This window comes from Micromonospora sp. C81 (assembly GCF_018070425.1).
In the GTDB taxonomy this organism is placed as follows: domain Bacteria; phylum Actinomycetota; class Actinomycetes; order Mycobacteriales; family Micromonosporaceae; genus Micromonospora; species Micromonospora zamorensis.
The window spans coordinates 119,497-137,751 of record NZ_JAGPXS010000001.1 but is presented as its reverse complement, the minus strand read 5'-3'; the positions used below and the strand labels follow the sequence as shown (position 1 = coordinate 137,751).

The 18,255-nt window shown below is 71.4% G+C and carries 23 protein-coding genes and 1 riboswitch; of the genes, 11 read left to right on the top strand and 12 right to left on the bottom strand.

Annotated elements, in window-relative coordinates; all coding sequences use genetic code 11:
* Nucleotides 1–9: 9 nt before the first annotated feature.
* Together KBX46_RS00655 and KBX46_RS00650 are read right to left on the bottom strand one after the other, a co-directional pair.
* Nucleotides 10–354: a hypothetical protein gene (locus tag KBX46_RS00655; RefSeq protein WP_210789656.1), complete on the bottom strand. Its 345-nt coding sequence runs from the start codon at nt 352–354 to the stop codon at nt 10–12.
* A gap of 146 nt (nt 355–500) precedes the next feature.
* The gene (locus tag KBX46_RS00650; protein WP_210789654.1) at nt 501–1,289 is read right to left on the bottom strand and encodes a DUF3153 domain-containing protein; all 789 of its coding nucleotides are present in this window, start codon (nt 1,287–1,289) and stop codon (nt 501–503) included.
* Nucleotides 1,290–1,459: 170 nt separating this feature from the next.
* Here KBX46_RS00650 and KBX46_RS00645 point away from each other — a divergent pair, with 170 nt between their 5' ends.
* Together KBX46_RS00645 and KBX46_RS00640 are read left to right on the top strand one after the other, a co-directional pair.
* Entirely contained in the window at nt 1,460–1,927 is a 468-nt protein-coding gene (locus KBX46_RS00645; protein ID WP_210789651.1) for an NUDIX domain-containing protein, read from the top strand.
* A gap of 356 nt (nt 1,928–2,283) precedes the next feature.
* The gene (locus KBX46_RS00640) at nt 2,284–3,408 is read left to right on the top strand and encodes an aromatic acid exporter family protein (protein WP_210789648.1); all 1,125 of its coding nucleotides are present in this window, start codon (nt 2,284–2,286) and stop codon (nt 3,406–3,408) included.
* A gap of 42 nt (nt 3,409–3,450) precedes the next feature.
* Here the strand turns inward: KBX46_RS00640 and KBX46_RS00635 are convergent, their stop codons facing one another.
* Together KBX46_RS00635 and KBX46_RS00630 are read right to left on the bottom strand one after the other, a co-directional pair.
* Nucleotides 3,451–4,149 carry an alpha/beta hydrolase gene (locus KBX46_RS00635; protein ID WP_210789645.1) on the bottom strand — a complete coding sequence of 233 codons (699 nt, stop codon included), beginning with the start codon at nt 4,147–4,149 and terminating at the stop codon, nt 3,451–3,453.
* An 87-nt stretch (nt 4,150–4,236) separates the two neighbouring features.
* The gene (locus KBX46_RS00630; protein ID WP_088948400.1) at nt 4,237–5,229 is read right to left on the bottom strand and encodes a LacI family DNA-binding transcriptional regulator; all 993 of its coding nucleotides are present in this window, start codon (nt 5,227–5,229) and stop codon (nt 4,237–4,239) included.
* Between the two features lie 160 nt (nt 5,230–5,389).
* On the opposite strand from KBX46_RS00630, the gene KBX46_RS00625 reads away from it, so the two are divergent.
* Together KBX46_RS00625 and KBX46_RS00620 are read left to right on the top strand one after the other, a co-directional pair.
* Complete coding sequence (locus KBX46_RS00625) at nt 5,390–6,652, top strand: MFS transporter (protein ID WP_210789643.1); 1,263 nt, start codon at nt 5,390–5,392, stop codon at nt 6,650–6,652.
* 73 nt (nt 6,653–6,725) lie between these two features.
* Entirely contained in the window at nt 6,726–7,622 is an 897-nt protein-coding gene (locus KBX46_RS00620) for an aldo/keto reductase (protein ID WP_210789641.1), read from the top strand.
* A gap of 142 nt (nt 7,623–7,764) precedes the next feature.
* Here KBX46_RS00620 and KBX46_RS00615 read toward each other — a convergent pair whose 3' ends face one another.
* Nucleotides 7,765–8,433 (bottom strand): hypothetical protein, encoded by a 669-nt coding sequence (locus tag KBX46_RS00615; RefSeq protein WP_210789638.1) that lies wholly within the window; start codon nt 8,431–8,433, stop codon nt 7,765–7,767.
* Between the two features lie 33 nt (nt 8,434–8,466).
* Nucleotides 8,467–8,748, bottom strand: a complete 282-nt coding sequence (locus tag KBX46_RS32260) for a hypothetical protein (protein WP_247666776.1) — start codon at nt 8,746–8,748, stop codon at nt 8,467–8,469.
* 1 nt (nt 8,749) lies between these two features.
* Here KBX46_RS32260 and KBX46_RS32255 point away from each other — a divergent pair, with 1 nt between their 5' ends.
* A complete protein-coding gene (locus KBX46_RS32255; protein WP_247666775.1) occupies nt 8,750–9,082 on the top strand; it encodes a hypothetical protein in 333 nt (110 codons plus the stop codon).
* On the opposite strand, the gene KBX46_RS00605 is transcribed toward KBX46_RS32255, so the two are convergent.
* Entirely contained in the window at nt 9,079–9,789 is a 711-nt protein-coding gene (locus tag KBX46_RS00605) for a hypothetical protein (RefSeq protein ID WP_210789634.1), read from the bottom strand. The two genes, KBX46_RS32255 and KBX46_RS00605, sit on opposite strands and share 4 nt — an antisense overlap.
* Entirely contained in the window at nt 9,782–10,237 is a 456-nt protein-coding gene (locus KBX46_RS00600; RefSeq protein ID WP_374224923.1) for an RNA polymerase sigma factor, read from the bottom strand. The genes KBX46_RS00605 and KBX46_RS00600 overlap by 8 nt, the downstream gene beginning before the upstream one ends.
* 255 nt (nt 10,238–10,492) lie before the next feature.
* On the opposite strand from KBX46_RS00600, the gene KBX46_RS00595 reads away from it, so the two are divergent.
* Nucleotides 10,493–10,828, top strand: coding sequence for a hypothetical protein (locus KBX46_RS00595; RefSeq protein ID WP_179779303.1), 336 nt, complete (start codon nt 10,493–10,495; stop codon nt 10,826–10,828).
* Between the two features lie 3 nt (nt 10,829–10,831).
* On the opposite strand, the gene KBX46_RS00590 is transcribed toward KBX46_RS00595, so the two are convergent.
* The gene (locus KBX46_RS00590; RefSeq protein WP_210789632.1) at nt 10,832–12,115 is read right to left on the bottom strand and encodes an MFS transporter; all 1,284 of its coding nucleotides are present in this window, start codon (nt 12,113–12,115) and stop codon (nt 10,832–10,834) included.
* A gap of 59 nt (nt 12,116–12,174) precedes the next feature.
* Between KBX46_RS00590 and KBX46_RS00585 the strand changes: the two genes are divergently transcribed.
* The gene (locus tag KBX46_RS00585; RefSeq protein WP_210789630.1) at nt 12,175–13,134 is read left to right on the top strand and encodes a helix-turn-helix transcriptional regulator; all 960 of its coding nucleotides are present in this window, start codon (nt 12,175–12,177) and stop codon (nt 13,132–13,134) included.
* Nucleotides 13,135–13,202: 68 nt separating this feature from the next.
* Here the strand turns inward: KBX46_RS00585 and KBX46_RS00580 are convergent, their stop codons facing one another.
* The gene (locus KBX46_RS00580) at nt 13,203–13,919 is read right to left on the bottom strand and encodes an MBL fold metallo-hydrolase (RefSeq protein ID WP_210789628.1); all 717 of its coding nucleotides are present in this window, start codon (nt 13,917–13,919) and stop codon (nt 13,203–13,205) included.
* Nucleotides 13,920–14,136: 217 nt separating this feature from the next.
* Here KBX46_RS00580 and KBX46_RS00575 point away from each other — a divergent pair, with 217 nt between their 5' ends.
* Nucleotides 14,137–14,484, top strand: coding sequence for a PadR family transcriptional regulator (locus KBX46_RS00575; protein WP_210789627.1), 348 nt, complete (start codon nt 14,137–14,139; stop codon nt 14,482–14,484).
* Between the two features lie 8 nt (nt 14,485–14,492).
* Entirely contained in the window at nt 14,493–15,455 is a 963-nt protein-coding gene (locus KBX46_RS00570; protein ID WP_210789625.1) for a hypothetical protein, read from the top strand.
* A gap of 53 nt (nt 15,456–15,508) precedes the next feature.
* On the opposite strand, the gene KBX46_RS00565 is transcribed toward KBX46_RS00570, so the two are convergent.
* Together KBX46_RS00565 and KBX46_RS00560 are read right to left on the bottom strand one after the other, a co-directional pair.
* Nucleotides 15,509–16,315, bottom strand: a complete 807-nt coding sequence (locus KBX46_RS00565; protein ID WP_210789621.1) for an inositol monophosphatase family protein — start codon at nt 16,313–16,315, stop codon at nt 15,509–15,511.
* Nucleotides 16,312–17,205 (bottom strand): DUF5919 domain-containing protein, encoded by an 894-nt coding sequence (locus KBX46_RS00560; protein ID WP_210789618.1) that lies wholly within the window; start codon nt 17,203–17,205, stop codon nt 16,312–16,314. Before KBX46_RS00560 ends, KBX46_RS00565 begins: the two co-directional genes overlap by 4 nt.
* 154 nt (nt 17,206–17,359) lie before the next feature.
* Here KBX46_RS00560 and KBX46_RS00555 point away from each other — a divergent pair, with 154 nt between their 5' ends.
* Together KBX46_RS00555 and KBX46_RS00550 are read left to right on the top strand one after the other, a co-directional pair.
* The gene (locus tag KBX46_RS00555; protein WP_210789615.1) at nt 17,360–17,635 is read left to right on the top strand and encodes a hypothetical protein; all 276 of its coding nucleotides are present in this window, start codon (nt 17,360–17,362) and stop codon (nt 17,633–17,635) included.
* A gap of 246 nt (nt 17,636–17,881) precedes the next feature.
* Nucleotides 17,882–18,011, top strand: a riboswitch (cobalamin riboswitch).
* A gap of 47 nt (nt 18,012–18,058) precedes the next feature.
* A complete protein-coding gene (locus KBX46_RS00550) occupies nt 18,059–18,208 on the top strand; it encodes a hypothetical protein (protein ID WP_210789613.1) in 150 nt (49 codons plus the stop codon).
* Nucleotides 18,209–18,255 lie beyond the last annotated feature (47 nt).

Here is an 18,255-nt window from a genome sequence, read left to right as displayed (position 1 = left end):
ACGTCACCCTCAAACCCAGGAACGGAAGACTCGGGGCTCACGACCCTGTGCGACCTGGGTCGGCGACGGCTGCGTCGCCTGCCGGTTGCCGGGCGGGAACTGGTTGACGCCGAGCGCGGCGGAGAAGATGACCAGGGCGTTGAAGAACGCGATGACCCACTTCTCGGCGCCGGCGTCGTCAGCGAATGCCGCTGTCACGTAGGAGAGCAGCAGCGCGATGGCGATGGCGATCCACTTGCGGAACTTGTCGCCGCTCGGGCCGAGCAGCCCGCCGATGACGTTGGTGGCCAGCAGGGTGGCGGCGCTCGCGCCGGCGATGGTCCCCAGAGCTGCCCAGGTGAAGAGATCGTTCATGGCGATCCCCCTTTTCTGCGATGATGCGACCGGGATGTGGTGGTGGTGAGGTTCGGTGCTCCTGGTGGGAAACACCGGAGCCGGTCGCCGTCGTCTCGGGGGCGGCCGGGGCCGGGCGTGGCCGGCTGAGCCGGCCACCAGGTGGATCAGCCGGGCCCCGGGGCGCCGACGGGTGGGCCCGGCGACGTCGGACCGGGCGGCGTCGGGCCGGGCGCTGCCGGCGTTGCGGCCTGCCGGCGGCGCACCAGGAGTACGCCCACCGCGGCGAGCAGCAGCAGTAGGAGCGCGCCGCCGCCGACCAACAGCCACGGGAACCCGCTGTCGTCCCCGGCGGCGGCCGGCGAGGCAGACGTTCGGGGTGGCGCCTCGGCGACGGCCCGCAGCTCGCTCGGCTTGTCCTGGTTGGAGTCGACACGCCAGCTGACCGACCGGCCGTTCACCGTGCCATTGCTGTCGATCACCCGGCCGGGAAATGTCACCGAGATCTCGAACGACATGAGCTTGAGGAAGGCCTGCTGCTGTTGCGGATTCTGCTGCGCAACCATTCCGCCGTATTTCTTCGGGTCGAGCGGCAATGTGAAGCGATACAGGTCGCCGTCCCGGACCAGTTTCACGCTCTCCGTGTCGAACCCCGCCAGCGGTGCCTTGCGATAACTGATCTGGGAGCCGAAGAGTTTGCTGTCCTCGTACCCGGTCTCCTCTCCGGGGGGCAGGGCCGGAATGTTCTGTCGCAGCTCCGCGAAGGCGGCCGTGATGTTCTTGTTCCGGGCGCTGAGCACGGACTTCTCGGCCGTCAGCAGCAGTTGCCCGTCGACAGTGTCGTTGGCGTTGACGGTGAGGCCCATGTTGAGCTGCATACAACTGCTCAGCGCGGCGAGAAAGATGAGACACACCGCGACGCGGAGTGCCTTACCGCGGTTGACTCTCCTGTTCATGAGCTCAGTGTGTGTGATCGCTTTCACAGTCGGCAGTCAGCGATCGGTCACAAGGCAGTCGCCGATTGTACCGGCGCGCTGTCGCATTTGTTTGAGCCCGACGACAGCCCGAATGACTATTCTGGAGCTTTGGGGCGACGTCAGTTGTTCGGCGGCCGTAGGCTGACCGGATGGTCGTTATCGCGTGCGTGCTCCTGGTGGACCCCGACGGTCGGCTGCTGCTGCAACTGCGCGACAGCAACGCGCCGCACCACCCGGACGTCTGGGGTCTGCCCGGTGGCCACGGCGAGCCGGGGGAGACGCCGGAGCAGGCCGCCGAGCGGGAGCTGTGGGAGGAGACCGGCCTGCGCGCGGACGGGCCGCTGCGCCCGATCGCCGTGCAACCGTTTCCCGAGCTGGGTCGGGTGAAGCACTACTTCCTCGGCCGCACCCGGGCCCGGCAGGAGGACGTGGTGCTCGGTGAGGGCGCGGCGATGGTCTTCGTTTCCGGCGACGAGGTGCTCGACGGCCGCCCCTGGACACCGGGCGCCGTCGAGGTGCTGACCCAGTTTCTCGCCTCACCCGAGTACGCCGCGATGACGACCGGCCGGGCGGTCACGGGGCCGGTTCAACCCGCCGGAGGGCTCCAGTCCGCATAGCGGGCCATGCCGCGCAGGGCGGCCCGGCCCGGGGTGAGCCGCGTTGCGGCGTCCGGCATCGCGACGACGAGCCGGTTGCAGGGTCCACCGACCCCGATCGGCAGGGTGACCAGTTCGTCTTGAAGGCGCCGTGGGTTGGCTGTGGTGCTGTGGATCGGCGGCGTGGTGCGGTGGGCTGGCGCTCTGGAGCTGAATCGCTTACGACATCAGGCGCCCGCGATGCGTTCACGACATCAGCTCCAGAGCGAGCGCCGGCGGCGCGGTGCCGCGAACTGGTGGCGACCGGTGGCGGGTGGCGGCGGAGTGCCGACCGGTCGCGGTCAGATCCGGTCGGCGCAGTGAAGGGGAGATTGGTGATGGTGCGGTTCAGCGGTCTGCGGACGGCTGGCGGGCGTGTGCGGCACGGCTGGCGACCGGTGGTGGAGGCAACCGTCGCGGCCACGGTGGCCTGGCTGCTCGCCACCCGGTTGCTCGGGCACCCGCAGCCCTTCTTCGCGCCGGCCGCAGCGCTGATCGTTCTCGGTCAGGCCCGGGGCCAGCGCATCCGCCGGGCCGTCGAGGTCGTCCTCGGGGTCGCCGCCGGGGTGCTCGTCGCGGACCTGGTCGTGCAGGCGCTCGGCCCCGGCAGCACCTGGACGGTCTTCACCGTCATCCTGCTCACCGTGCTCCTCGCGGTGGCCTTCGGCGCCACCGGCGTGACGCTGGTGCAGGCCGCGGTCTCCGCGCTCTACCTGGTGGTGGTCGCACCACCGGACGGCACGCTGGTGCCGTTCCGCTTCGTCGACGCGCTGATCGGTGGCGCGGTCGCGCTCGCGGCCAGTCTGCTGGTCGACGCCCGGCGGCCCCTCGCACCGCTGGTCGCCGAGGTTCGGCGAACCTTCGACGAGTTGGCCGGGCTGCTGGGCGGGATCGCCGACGCCCTGGACCACCGCGACGAGGCCGCGGCGGTCGCCGCGCTGACGCAGGCCCGGGGGATGGACGCCCGGGTCGACGGCCTGCGCGACGGAGTGCTCGCCGCCGGCGAGGCGCTGCAGCTCAACGTCCGTCGACGTCGGCACATCGGTCGGCTGAAGTCGGTCGACGAGTCGATCCGGCAGATCGACTACGCGGTACGCAACGTCCGGGTTCTGGCCCGCGCCGGTGTGACACTCAGCCGGACGCACACCCCGGCGCCACCCGAACTGGGCACGGCACTGCGGTCGTTGGCCGAGGCGGTCCGCGAGGCCGGCGCTGCCCTCGCCGCCGACCTGACGGGGCAGGACGAGACCGCCGATCAGCACGCCACCCGAGCCGACGAGTCGGCGCTCGCCGCCGTGCGCACCGCCGGGCAGCTCTTCGGCTCGACGCAGGCCCTCCCACTGGCGATGATCATCGGTCAGGTCCGGGCCACGGCCATCGACCTGCTACGTGGCGTCAACCCCGACGACGACGCCGCCGTCCTCGCCCGGGTGGACGAAGCCCTCGGCCTCCCAGCGATCTGACCGCGCCCGCGCCCGACGCCCTGCCTCCTGGCCGCGGCCCGGTCAGGTGGTCAGCCAGGTGGTGGCGGCAGCGCGGATCGGCGGCGGGATCTCGTGACCGCCGGGGAACTCCTCGTAGGTGACGTCGTAGCCACGGCTGCGCAGGTGCGGGACGAGCCGGCGGCTGCACACGTCGATGGGCAGCACCCGGTCGTCGACGCCGTGCGAGATGAAGATCCGGGGGTGACCGTGGGTGACCGGTGGCGCGGCGAAACCGGGGGAGAAGGCCAGCACCGCGTCGACCAGGTCGCCGTTGGCCAGGCCCAGCGACAGCGCGTACGAGGCGCCGTCGGAGAACCCACCGAACGTCACCTCCTGGACCGGGTAGCGGTCGAAGACGGTCGCCAACAGCCCGTCGATCCGCGCCACGTCCGCGCCGAAGCCGCCAGCGATCAGGTCCCAGCTGGCCGCCGACGACTGCGGGGCGACCAGCAGCAGCTGGTGCTCGTCCGCGACGGGCAGCAGCAGGTCCAGCCCCTGCCGCGCCGAGCCGCCCGCACCGTGCAGGAGCAGCACCAACCGGTACACCGATCCGTCGGCGGCCGACTCCGGGGCGTACGCCATCGCCACCTGGTCACCGTCGGGGCCATTCATGGGCACGAGCCCGGTCGGCCCCGGCACCACCGGCGCGTGGCGGCGGGCGGTCAACCGGCCGTGCCGGGGGTCCTGCGGGGTCCGGTACGGCGGCGCGGAGTCGGGCACAGGCCACCCCTCGCAGTCGAGGAAAACGTCCGACGCGGTTACCCGCCCCGACCTGGGTTAACCGTCGCCGAGGTGCTGGCCGTCGACTCAGGCGCTGGCCCGGGCCACCAGGGCGGACGGGAAGAGGGTCACCGGCGCGGACGGACGTCCGTCCAGCAGGGCGGTGGCCGCGGCGGCGGCGATCCGCCCCACCGGGTGGCTCGCCGTGGTCAGCGCCGGGGCGGTCAGCCCGGCCAGCGGGATGTCGTCGAAGCCGGCGACCGCGACGTCGTCGGGCACCCGCACACCGGCGTCCCGCAGGCCCGCCATCACCCCGAGCGCGGTGTCGTCACTGATCGAGTAGATCGCGTCGACGTCCGGCCACTGACGCAGCGCCACGCCCGCCGCCACCCGGCCGCGCGCCGCCGTGAAGTCGCCGGGAAGCACCCGCTCCGGCAGGCCGGCCTGGCTCATGAGACGGCGGTACGTCTGAACGGGGCGCTGCGCGCAGGGCAGCCACCGGGGGCCCGTCACCATGGCGATCCGGCGGCGACCCGTCGCGTACAGGTGGCGCAGCACCTCCTCGGAGCCGGCGCCGTTGTCGACGTCGAACGACGGCACGCTCGCCGAGCCGACGCCGATCGAGACCACCCTGCCGCGCAGCGAGCGGGGCACTGACTCCAGCAGGTCCTCGGTGGTGTTGACCAGGATCACCCCGCACACGCTGCGATCGTCGAGCTGGTCGAGGCCTCGTGGGTCGTCGAGCGGCAACCAGTGCAGCGCCACCCCGACCCCGGAGGGCGTGCACACCCGGGCGACCGAACCGACCACCCGGTGCACGTACGGGTCGTCCAGCACCGCCGCGCTGGTGCCCAGCACAGCCACGACCATTCGTACGCCGCCACCGCCGCCGCGGACCAGCGCCCGGGCTGCCGGGTTGGGCACGTAACCGAGCTGGTCGACGGCCGCTGTGACCAGTTCCCGGGCAGCCGGCGAGGCGAAGCCCGTGCCGGCGATCACCCGGGACGCCGTCGACCGGGACACCCCGGCGACCCGCGCTACGTCCTCGAGAGTGGCCGGTCGGTGTGCCGCTGCCGTCATCGTCGCCTCCCACGGCGGCCCGTGAGGTCGGACAAACGCCTGCTCACATCATGCCCCGGCCGGTCCCGGGTCGGTAAGGGGCGGTCGCCGGTTGTGGTGGTAGCGCTCTCAGGTGTGCGATCGTGCGAGGAGATCACCCCGAGGAAGAGGACCTGACCCCGTGAGCGCCCCCACCAGCCGTCCCGTTGCCCCGGACACCGCACCGCCGCCGTCACGGGCGGTGCTGCTCGCCCGCAACGGCGTGGCGGTCACCTTCACCCTCAACGGGCTGGCCGTCGGCAGTTGGTTCTCCCGGGTGCCGGCGGTCCGCGAGGCGTTGGACCTCTCCGCAGGCCGGCTCGGGTTGCTGCTGCTGGCGATGAGCGTCGGCGCCCTGCTCGCCATGCCCACCTCCGGCCTGCTCGCCCAGCGACTGGGCGCGGCCCGCACCGTGACAGTGGCCACCGTGCTGGTCGCGGTCGGCCTCACCGTGGCGGGGCTGGGCGCAACGATGGCCGGCTCCTTCGCCGTCGTCGCGCTCGGGTTGGTCGCATTCGGCTACGGCTCCGGAGCCTGTGACGTGGCGATGAACGTCGAGGGCGCGGCGGTGGAACGGCGCCTGAGGCGTACCGTCATGCCCCGCTTCCACGCCGCGTGGAGCCTCGGGTCGGTGGCCGGCGCGGCACTCGGCGCCGGGGCGGCCCGGTTCGACGTGTCGGTGGGCGCGCACCTCGTCGGGGTGGCGGTGGTCGTACTGATCGGCACCGCACTCGCGGCCCGGACGTTCCTGCCGTTGGGCGGCGACCACGCCGCCGACCCGGCCGACGCCACCCCGGCTGCCCGCCGCCGGGCCCAGCTCGCTGCCTGGCGGGAGCCGCGCACCCTGCTGATCGGGCTGTTCGTGCTGGTGGCGGCGTTCACCGAGGGCGCCGCCAACGACTGGCTGGCGGTCGCGTTCGTGGACGGTCGGGACCTGAGTGAGGCCGCCGGCGCGGCGGTCTTCGGTGTCTTCGTCGTGGGCATGACCATCGGGCGCACCGCGGGCACCGTCGCGCTGGACCGGTGGGGTCGGGTGCCGGTGCTCAGCGGCACCATCGGGCTCGCCGTGGTCGGTGCCAGCCTGGCCGTGCTGGCCGGCTCCGGGCCGGTGGCCATCGTCGGCGTCGCGCTCTGGGGCCTCGGCGCGTCGCTGGGCTTCCCGGTCGGGATGAGCGCTGCGGCCGACGAGGAGGCACACGCGCCGGTGCGGGTGAGCGTGGTCGCGGTGATCGGCTACACCGCGTTCCTGGGTGGGCCGCCGCTGCTGGGGCTGCTCGGCGACGATGTCGGCACCCTGCGCGCGCTGCTGGTGGTGCCGCTGCTGCTGCTGCCGACCCTGCTGTTGGTGCGGGTGCTGCGCCCGCCGCACGCCGTCGAACCGGCTCCGTCAGCACACAAAAACTAACCCCATTCACCGCCGAGCGGTATCGGGTGCGCGGCCGACTGCGCCGCGTACCCGGGCTGGTTAGGGTCGCCCGATGCCAACCGACGAGATCACCGCCGCCGCGGCGGGCACCTGGACCCTGGGCGACCGCACCGTGCACCGGATGGGCTTCGGCTCCATGCGGATCACCGCGAACCCTGACCGTGACCGGGCCGTCGCCCTGCTGCGCCGTGCCGTGGAGCTGGGCGTCAACCACATCGACACGGCCGCCTTCTACGTCTCACCCGGCGGCACCCTGCGGGTCGGCACCGGCCCGGCCCGCTACGCCACCGAGCTGATCCGCGCGGCGCTCGCCCCGTACCCGCAGGACCTGGTCATCGCCACCAAGGTCGGTTTCGGGTACGACCCGGAGGCGGGCTTCACCGAGGCGCTCACCCCGGCGCAGTTGCGTGACCAGGTGGAGGAGAACCTGCGCCGGCTCGGCCGCGACCAGCTCGACGTGGTGAACCTGCGCCTCGGTCGAGGGCCCGGTGCGGTGCCGCTGGCGGAGAGGTTCGGTGCGCTCGCCGACCTGCGTGCCGCCGGGCTGATCCGACACCTCGGGCTCTCCAACGTCCGGCCCGAGCAGCTGGACGACGTGGCGGGCATCGCGCCGGTGGTGTGCGTGCAGAACAACTACGGGGTGGACGCCTACCGCGAGCAGGACGCGTTCGTCCGGGCCTGCGGTGAACGGGGCGTCGCGTACGTGCCGTTCTTCGCGCTGGCCGGCACCGGCCGGGAGGCGGGCGCGAGCGCCGCGCAGGGCGAGGCCGTCGAGGCCGTCGCCCGCGCCCATGGCGTCACCGCACATCAGGTACGCCTCGCCTGGACCCTGCACCAGGGCCCACACGTCCTGGCCATCCCCGGCACCGCAGACCCCACCCACCTGGAGCAGAACATAGCGGCGGGAGCCCTGACCCTGACCCCCGAAGACCTAAAGAACCTGGCCTAACCCCCACCCCCACCTGCCCCCGACCCCTCCACCTGCCCCCGACCCGGCCTGCCCCGTTGATCATGAAGTTAGCGGCGCGACACGCCGGTGTCGATGTCGCTAACTTCATGATCAACGGTGTGAAAGGGGGGGCCGGAGGGGGTTAGGGGTGGAGCCAGATCTGGAGGGGGCCCGTCGGGTGGAAGCCTGCTTGTCGGGCTGGGGGTAGGTCCGGGGCTTCCTCGTAGCCGACCAGGGATGCGGTGGGCAGGGTGGCGCACACCGCCCACCAGATGGCCTCGGGGTCGTCGGTGCGGGCGAACAGGTTGGAGACGCCGTACCCGCCGTCGCCGCCACTGAGCACCGCGCCGCCGGTGATCACACCGCTGTCGTCGTGGCGGGCGAGCACCCGTACCCGGGGATCGGTCAGGAGCGCGGGGCGGAACAGCTCCCCACCGCCGTGTGCCGCTGCCCAGGCCGCCAACTCGTCCGGGGTGCTGACCGGGGCCAGCGGTGTGCCGGCAGCTGGTGCCGACGGTGGCCGGTGGATCCACTGGGCGTCGAAGAGCACCCGGAACCCGTGTCCGGACAGGTCGAGGTCGGCGAAGCTGTCCTTCACCGATGCGCCGGGACCCGCGTCGATACGCGCCAGCAGGGCCTCGGCGTCGACCCCTGGCCGCAGGGTGACCGCATCCGGATACCACGGGGGTGAGCGGCGCGGGACCGACCAGGCCTCGTCGTCGGTACGCCCGGCCAGCCCGTGGCTGCCGCAGACGATGTCGCACCATTCGGCGTTGTTGCGGGCCGCCGCCGCCCTCGCGTCCTTCAGCACGCCCCGCAGCCTAGGCGGCGCCAGGGCACGACGTCATGGTGCGTAGACCAGGTCCATCGTGTCGGTGTGCCCGGACCAGCGTAGGTCGAGGCGCCAGCAACCGGGCTGGGGCATGTCGATGATCGACGGACCCGGCCCGCCGGCGACTTCCCGGGTGACCCGGGTGTCGGTGCCGTCGAGCGTCGCGGTGATCACCAGGGTCGCCGGTGCGCTCGGGTCGGGCGATGTCGTGGCGGCCCGGGCCACCCACAGGATCTTGTTGTTCGACCCGTCCTTGCGGTGCTGCCGCAGCGGATGGGCGAACACCACCGCCACGATGTCACCCTTCGCGCCGAACACGTGCGGGACCCGGGCGTCCCCGCTGAACCCGGCGTCCGCCCAGTCCGGCAGCGACCCCGTCTCGACCCGCGCCGCGCAGCCGGTCGCGGCGCTCGCCGTGGCGGCCGTGGCGCTCGCCGTGCTGGCGGCAGAGCTCGTCGGCGCGGCTGCCCCGCCACTGGTCGTGGTCGTGCACCCCGCCAGCAGGACCACCGATGATGCCAGCACCCATCTGCCCCAGGAACCCATCTCGCCCCTTCCGGTACGCGTCGACGACTCGTCGCACCGTCATGACACCGGCCGCGCCCGCCGGGTTCCCTGGAACACCTAGCGCAGCGAGCGGGCGATCTCGATCGCCTCCGCCTTGCCGACGGCACCCTCCAGCCGGTAGCTCACGTCGCCCTCCTGCCAGATCAGGGTCGAGGCGGCCAGTCGGGCGGTCTCCTGGCGGACCTCGCCCGCGCGGTCCACGTACGACAGCACGTGTGGCCCGTCCACCCAGATCGCGAAGTCGCCGTTGACCTGGACCCAGTCCGCTCCGGGCGGGGTGACCTCCTTGTGGAAGGCCAGATTGAGACGACCGTCGAACGCGTCGACGCGCAGTGCGCCCCCGTCGTAGAGCAACGTCGCCACCCGGCAGGTGCCCGTGGCGTCGGGGTCGGCGACCAGCACCCGCTCGGGTGGGCCCAGCTTCGCGGGTTGACGGATCGGGAACCGCACCGCCCGTTGGGCCTCGTCCAGGGTGATGGACCGCTGGCCGGGCAACGGCGACGGCGTGCCGCCGGGCAGCGTGCGGGCAGGCGTGGTGGCGATGCTGACACCGGCGAAGCGCAGCAGCCCCGTGACAGCGTCGGCGACGGCGGCGCGGGTCGGGGGCACCACCGCCACGACCACGGCGACGAGCGCCGCCGCGGCAAGCGGACGCCACCGGCGCGCCGGCCTGTCGAGGCGTACGCGGACGCGAGCGGTCACGTCCGGCGCGTCGGGTGTCTCCAGCCAGGCGGAGAGGTCGCGCAACTCCCGTTCGAGGTCACCCATGCCGGACCTCCTCCCGGTCGAGCAGGCCGCGAAGCTTCGCCAGCGCCCGGGACGTGCGCGATTTCACAGTGCCCCGGGGCCAGCCCAGTGCCGCCACCGTCTCCTCCTCGCTGAGGTCGAGGAAGAACCGGCAGACGATCACCTCGCGGTCGCGTACCGGGAGCTGACGCAGGGCCTGCACCAGTGAGGCGCGGCGCTCCCCGGCGAGAACGGCGTCGACCGCCCCGTCCTCGGCGATCTCGGCCGTCGGGTCCGCCGCCGCGGCCCGCAGGACGAGCCCGTCCCGCCGGCCGCGGGACCGGTGCAGGTTGCGGGTCTCGTTGGCGACGATCGCGAGCAGCCACGATCGGAAGGACGACTCGCCCCGGTAACGGGACAGCTTGCGGTACGCCTTCACGAACGCCTCCTGGATGACGTCCTCGGAGTCCGATCCCGCGCCGAGCAGCACCGCCGTCCGGTGTGCGGACGCGGTGTGCCGGGCGACCAGGAGGTCGTACGCCTCCAGGTCACCGGCCCGAGCGCGGGTGACGAGAGCGTCGTCGTCCAGGGGGGGCCTCCGTTCGGATCACACTCATGACACCGCGTACGCCCCGGTGGTTCCACCCGTCTCTTTTGACGCGGGCCAGCTGTCTCCCATCCGGCGTGCAGCGTATTGCCAGGATTCGGTGCTGCACTGGAGGGGCGTCGAGGAGAGGAGCTGGTCATGAGCTGGTTCAACCGCCGGTCGCGGGGTGCCGAGGCGACCCCGACGAAGCTGGACCGGGAGGCGACCCGCGAGGATCTCGCGGCGCTGGAGGAGTTCGTCGCCAGCCGGCGGGGGGTGGAGTTCTACCTGGAGCCGGAGACCACCGCGACGGACACCACAGTGGTGGCGATCGCCCACGACGGCGAGTGGATCCGTCGTCGTACCGGCACGCCGCGGGCGGCGGGGTCCATCGCCCGCAAGCACGCGGTGCCGCTGTACGAGGCGGCGCGCACCGGCTACCCGGAACGGATGCGCACCTGGAGCCGGGCCCACCCGGAACGCCACGCCCGCTGAGCTTCACGGCGCAGCTCGCTGAGAGGCGGCCGCGCGGGCTTCCACCCGTCGGAAATCGGGCGATGTGACCGTTCGTAACGTCACGGCAAGCACGAGAATGCAGAGAGCCGCTCCGCCCCAGAAGACCGCCCGTACGCTGACCAACTCCGCGGTGAGGCCGGCGACCAGCGCCCCGAGCGGCATCGCTCCCCAACTGGCCAGGCGGCTCACCCCGCTGTAGCGCCCCATCATCTCCTCGGGCACGACGAGCGCGCGCAGCGAGCTGTAGGTGACGTTCCACGCGCCGGAGCCGGCGCCACCCAGGAAGGTCGTCGCCGCGATCAGCCGGGCGGACGAGGAGATCGCCGGGGCCGCCAGCAGCGCGGCGAAGCAGGCCATCGACGCGGCCAGGACGACCCGCCGGCCCAGCCGGCGGGTGAGAGCGGGAGCGGCGGAGGCTCCCACGACGCCGCCCACTCCCAGCGTGCCGATCAGCAGGCCATACTCCGAGCTGGTCAGGCCCAAGGGTCCGGGTGCGACCGCATGGACAACGATGACAGCCATCCAAGCCGCCCAGCATCCACTCGCCGCGCCGGCCACCAGCAGCAGGGTTCGCAGGACCCGTTCCCGCCACACGTATCGGACGCCCTCCCAGATGTCGTTGTTGAGGCCGGACGCGCTCGTCGCCGATCCGGGGTGACGGTTGCTGCGGTACCGGCCGGTCATGACCGCCAGGGCGAGCAGCGCGCCTGCGTAGCCCACCCCGCCGGCGCCCAGCGCGACGGCCAGTCCGGCGGCGGCCAGCAGACCGCCCAGAGGTGGCCCGACGAACTCGTTGGCCACGGTCTCGGTCGCGGTCAACGTCGCGAACGCGGACTCCATCCGAGTGCGGGGCACGACCATCGGCACCACCGACATCCGGGTGGTGTCGGCGAACACCTCGGCGGTGCCGAGGAGCAGCGCCCCCGCGTACAGGCCGGCCAGCGGGAGCCCGGTCGCGAGGATGGCACCGGTGAGCAGGGCGAGGACCAGGGCTCTCGCGGCGACCATGATCATGATTAGGCGTCGCCGGTCCACCCGGTCGGCGAGCGCGCCAGCGGGCAGTGAGAACAACAACCAGGGCAGGGTGTTGGCCAGGGTGGCGCCGGCAACCAGCGCAGGGGAGTCCGTCATCGAGACGGCCACCAGCGGCAGGGCCAGCTTGACAACGCCGTCAGCGAGGTTGGTGATCGCGGCACCGGCCCACAGGGCCTTGAAGTTCCGCGCGCTCATGGTCGTCGGGTCGTATGGCTGGCTGTCGCTGTGCATGGCCAGGGAGCTTGCAGCGATCCGCGCTGCCGCCCTAGAGTTTCGACTGGAGGCGAAACGTGGCGGTGTTCCTGGTCGACGCCGAAGTGATGGCGCACGCGCGTTTCGGCACCTCACAGCTCACCGAGACGTTGGGGGCGCTGAACATCCTCCGCCGGGCCCAGCCGCTTCCGTGGCACCGGGCCTGGCGGGACCAGCATGTCGATGCCTTCCGTGGCTATCTCGACGGCGACCCGGTGACCGCGGCCATTCTGGCGCACGCGATCTCGTCCTCCTGGATGGCTGACTTCCTGACGGTGCCGCCCGCCCGCCCGGACATGACGCTGGACGACGAGCTCGTGGAGCTGGAGTCGTTGCCGGACGACCGAATTCGTGAGGACCTGGCCCACGTGCGCTCCCCGCTGGCCCCGGAACTACGCGGTTCGGGGTTGGCGAGCCGGACGGCCGCGCTGTTGCGCTGGGTCTGGCGCCACACGATCGAGCCGGACTGGCCGCGCCGGCAGTCGGTGCTGCGTGCCGATGTGGTGTCCCGGATCTCCCGCCTGGCCAGGGACGGGTGGTCCGGGGTCGTCAACGACATGCGGCCGGGCATGCGGTGGCTCGGCGACGGCCGGTTGCAGGTCGAGGAGCGGCCCTACCCACCGTCCGACGTACGGGGCGGGACGTTGACGTTCTTCGCGGCCCACTGCCGGGGAGGCTGGATCTCCTGGAGGTTGCCCGGCCGCTTCGGAATCGTCTACCCGGTGACGGGGATCTTCACCGGGGTGGCCTCCACCACACCGGATCCGCTGCGCCGTCTGCTGGGGAACGCGCGGAGCAGCGTTCTGGTGCAGGCCGCCGAACCGGTCAGCACCACGGCAGTGGTCGCCGCGACCGGACTGCCGCTCGGCACGGTCGGTGGCCACCTGCGCGTGCTGACGGAGGCCGGTCTGCTCCAGAAGCGCCGGTCGGGCCGGGAAGTCCTCTACTGGTGGACGGACACCGCCCGGGCGCTCGTGGCCGGAGCCTCGTCGTCGTGACGAGGGCTCGGCGTGTCGGCGCAGAGGGCCCGCACTCCCGCGTGCCGGGCGAGGTACTGCCGCCGGGGTCAGGCGTCCTCGACGGCTGAGCGGGCCTGCTCGAGCGTCATCGGCTCGGCGTGGCTGGACACGTACCAGTGGTAGGTGTCGTCGAGCAGTCGCCGGACCAGGCCCAGGTCGAGGCCGTCTCCGGGTCGGCGCAGGTGCGCCGGCGGCGGGTAGAAGCAGTCGCCCAGCAGCATGACGCCCGAGTCGGGCACCAGCACGACGGTCGAGTCCGGTGCGTGCCCGCCGCCGACGTGGCGTAGCCCGACTCCGACCGCCAGCTCGTCCACGTCGGCGAAGGTCCGGCTCGGCGGCAGGATGGCGAAATCCTCCCAGGAGGTCACCGCGCGTGCCCGGGCCCGGAAGCTCGGGCCGAGGCGGGGGTTGTGGCGGATCTGCTCGTCCAGGTAGCGGTGACTCCACGGGCGGGCGGCTTCGGCGCGCAGCAGCGGCACGGCCGTCTCGTGCCCGACGATCTCCACGCCGGGCCAGGCGCAGGCGCCCCAGACGTGGTCCCAGTGGTGGTGGGTGTAGACGAGCCAGCGTGGCTGCGGCAGCCCGGCGGCAGTCAGCGCGGCCTGGATCTCGCGGGCGTGCGCGGGGCTCTGCCCGGCGTCGATCATCACACTGCCGCGCTCGTCGGCCACGACGGCGACGCCGGCCTGGACCGCGTCCGGGTCCGGGTCGCCCGGGCAGAGCCAGACACGGCCCGCCAGGTGGCTGAACTGCGGGGCGACCATGGTGATCGACCTCCGATATCGAGCGCGGACGTTGGCCCAGTGATCGCCGATCCTAGGTGACCGAGCCTCGTGCCACCGCCCCGCCGAACGAGGCCGGCCCTGGTCGCCGCCGCTGGTGCCGCAGCCAGTGCGAGCACCAGGTGGTCGTACTGACGATCCCGCCGCTCCAACACGGGTAATGGTTGCGGTATATATCGCACCACGATATATATAGTGCATGGATATCAGCGAGCAGACGTTCCTGATCCTCTCCGCTCTCGCCGACCAACCGCGCCACGGCTACGCCCTGGTGACAGAGGTCGACGAGATGACCGACGGCAGGATCCGGTTACGCGCCGGCACCCTTTACGGGGCCCTCGACCGCCTCGTCACCCAAGGGCTCATCGCCCCCGACCACGACGAGGTGGAGAAGGGCCGGCTACGCCGCTTCTACAGACTGACCGACACGGGGGCAGACGCTATCCGCGCTGAGAGCCAACGGATGGCCACCGCGGTCCGGCTCGCCGAGGAGCGCCTCAGCAAGCGTGCCGCCCGCACCGCCCCGCGCCTTGGGACCAGCGGATGAACCCGGCAATGAGCACCCTGGAGCGACGATATCGACGGCTGCTGCGTCTGCTGCCGGCCACGCACCGCGCCGCCCGCGGCGAGGAACTGCTCGGACTGCTGCTCGACCTCGACCACGGCCGCCGACACCCGAGCCGGCACGAGACACTGAACATCATCGCTCTGGCGATCCGGCTGCGACTCACGACGCCCGTCACCACTGCGGCCCTCACCACCGGACTCAGTGCCCTGCTCGTCGCCGCCGGCACCGAGCCCGCCGGTCACACCCTGGACCTGTTCACCGGCGCCGTCCTCGCCACCGACATGCCGGCTATCGTCGCCAGTTGGCCGCAGATAATCGTTCTCGGCCTGCTGCCCCTCGCACCGCTGATCGCCTGGCTGTGCGGCGCGACCCGGACCGCCCTCACCCTGCAGGCAATATTCCTGACGGTCACCGTCGGTTGGTTCGTCACCGACGTGCTCAGCGGTGCCGGCATGGGAATCAACCTCGGCCAACAACTCTTCACGTACGCCCCACCGGTCCTGACCCTCGTCCTGCTCGCGATCGCCGCCCGCGAGCGGTGGACCGCGCCCCGGCCGCGCCTGTTCTGGTGGGCCCTCGTCCCACTCGGGATCCTCGCCTGGAAAGGCACCAGAGAATGGGGACGCCACGGCGTCTACGTCCCCGACGCCGTACCGGCGGTCACCGGGATCCTCGTCGCCGCGATCGCCGCTGCCGGAGCCGCCGTCGCAGTCCGCCGCCACCGGCCCGCCCTCATCATCGGCGTCGGACTCACCAGCTTCATCGCCGGATGGCTCATCCCTGACCCGCTGCTCTCCAACACGGCGATGCAGCACTTCGACGGTCAGCCGCTACCACTGGCAATCCTCATCGCGATGATCGCTGCCACCACGGCCGGCGTCAATCACCTCGCCCGTCGCCACCGGCCCGAGGTGCGGTCGGTACCACCCGATGAACCCTTGATGCGCTGAACACCAGGTCCGAAGGGCCTGACGAGCGACCCTCATGATCCGCGGGACAGAACCTATTCGGGCCCCGCACGTTCGAGTGCTCGTTGAACGAGCGTGAGGACGGGAGGTAGGAGCAGCTCGTTGCCGCCGATCGTAGCGACTGCGTGCACGGTGTGGGGTGTGCCGTCGATGTCGGCCACTCGGGCGCCCGCCTCTTGTGCGACCACGACGCCCGCGACGGTATCCCAGGGCTTGTTGTTGAGCATGATGAACGCGTCGATCCTGCCGTGGGCCAACCACGCCAGGTCGATTGCGGCGGACCCGTGCATGCGTATCCGTTGGACGTGCCGGGTGAGCTGCTCGGTGATAGCAAGTCGTTCGGTGTTCTTCCGGCCGGCCTCGTCGCCGACCGCGTAGTCGCCGATGGCGACGACGGCGTCCTTGAGGTCGGTGATCCGGCTGGCGTGAATGCGTTGATTGTTGGCATACGCACCGTGTCCCTTCGCCGCGTGGTAACGGGTCTCGAGGAACGGGAGGTCGATGACACCGAGGACTGCGTCTGTGCCGTGGATGAGGCCGAGGGAGATCGCGCACAGGGGTGAGCCGTGGACGAAGTTGACGGTGCCGTCGACGGGATCAAGTGCCCAGGTCAGTGTGCTGGTGTCGCCGCTGCTGCCGTACTCCTCGCCGAGGAATCCGATTTCGGGCGCCTTGGCGGCCAGATGCTCGCGAACCGCTCGCTCGATGGCGTAGTCCACCTCGGAGGCCATGTCGCGGTCACCCTTGTAGGTCAGCGCACCGGGCTGCAGTGTCCGCATCAGGTCGTGCGCCAGGTCGACGGCCTCTTGTGCGAGCGGTAGGAAGTGGGCGTAGTCGGTCATAGCTTGCGGCTGCGATTCCAGAGCGAGCTGAACATCTCGTCGAATATCGGGTAGAGGCCGGAGGGGCCGGCGCTGCGTTCAATGACCATCGTCGGGCAGTCGACGCCGCGCATCCGCGGTAGATAGTGCTGAACGACGCAGAGCCGGTCATCGATCAAGAGCACGTTGGCGCGAACGGACTCGTCGTAGACGCCGATGGTGAGGTGGTCTCGGGTGCCTGCGGGGAGTCGGTCGCGAATGCGGTGGGCCAGGTTCTGGATGTTGAGTTCGGTGAGAGCGCTTAGGTGTCCGTCCGGAAAGTCGTCCTCACGCTCCTGCCGCCTGATCGCCTCACCGGCCGGATCAAGGAACAGGCACCGGAGGCGGGTGCCGGCGGCGAGGAGTTTCAGGAGGCGGTTGTCGGCGTACTGCTGACAGATGAGGTTGAGCGACAGGCCGGACGCACGAATGTCCGTGGCACTGTCGAAGAGGACGTGCGGAGGCAGCTCCGCCACGAAATCTGACCGGCTGGAATAGATTGCGGTGACATCGGCGCACTGGTCCCGCGAAGTCCTCGCGACCTGCGGGCCGCTGACGTCCTGTTCGGCCGGCATCTGGTCGCGTTCGCCGAGCAGGAGCGTAATGCGTGCGTGGCGCGGCATCGACAGGCCGGTGCAGATGCGGGTGAGGACGTCGATGCTGCTGACCCGGCGGGCACCACTGGTGATTTCGCTGACCTGAGCCTGGCTGAGACCGGTGGCGACACCGAGGGTGGTTTGGCTGGCGTGGGTGGCCCGCTGGACGAGCCGGAACACCTGAGCGACGTCGCGGGCCGCCAAGGCATCGAGCATGTCGGTGCCGTCCCACAGCAGGTCGGAGATAGTAAGCGCGGCAGTCGTCCGGACGCTCACGAATGGCTCCCTTCCTGCTCAAGGGTTGAGTGCCAGCCTATCCAGTCGCCGGATGGCCGCGTAGGAAGGACATCCGGAGGGCGGAAGAAAATTATCCGCCGAGGAATCGTCCACTCTGATGGATGGCGGCGGTTGCGGCGAGCAGGGTCGTGTTGTGAGTCCCCGGTCCCGCCCACACCTGCCCATGCGTCCCGCCTGGCTGTGCCGCAACTGCGCCGCCGCGTGGCCGTGCTCCCGCGCGCAACTCGATCTCGTCGCCGAGTTCTATGGCCACTCGCTGGCGCTGGCCCTCTACCTGGCGTCTTGCATGAACGAGGCCATCCACGACTTGTACATCCTCGGCGGTCGCCCCGATTTCGCAAGAATGCACGTCCGTTTTCTCGGCTGGCTGTCGCTGGCCCGCCGACCACGTCGCCCTGAGCACGAGTAACCCAGGCGGACCGCGTCGGTGCTGAATCGTCTACGGCATCAGCTCCAAAGGGAGTCACACACAGACGCTCGGCTCCCTCTGCAGGGTCACTCCGTCACCGGCCAATCAGCTCGCCGTCTCGTGTGTCAGGCAACCCCCGCGCCTATATTTTCCCAGGTCAATGTCGTGAGCATGGCCGGGCGGCGACGGGGTCGGCGTTGACCGGCGGCGCGGCGGTGTGGCAGCATTCGCGGCCTGACGGCAGTGAAGGAAGTCGGTGCGATTCCGACGCGGTCCCGCCACTGTCACCGGGGAGCGATCCCCCCTCGTGAGTCACGGCCGTGTGTCTGCGGTTGGAAGGCCGGGGGAGAGCGTCGATCCGGAAGCCAGGATACTTCGGCCGTCGGGACGTACCCCAGGGCGTGGACACCCGAGGAGGACCCGATGACGCACGGCGTCTCATTCATCGACGATCATCGTCATGACCCGCATCGCGGGCACCGCACCGCACCCACGACCGGCCGGACCCGCATGCTCCGGGCCGGCCTCGTCGGCGTGCTCCAGGTCGCCCGCATCGGCCACCGGGTCCGCTGAGCTGAGCGCCCGGCGCTGACCGGCCCCGACGCCCGCGTCGGCAAGCC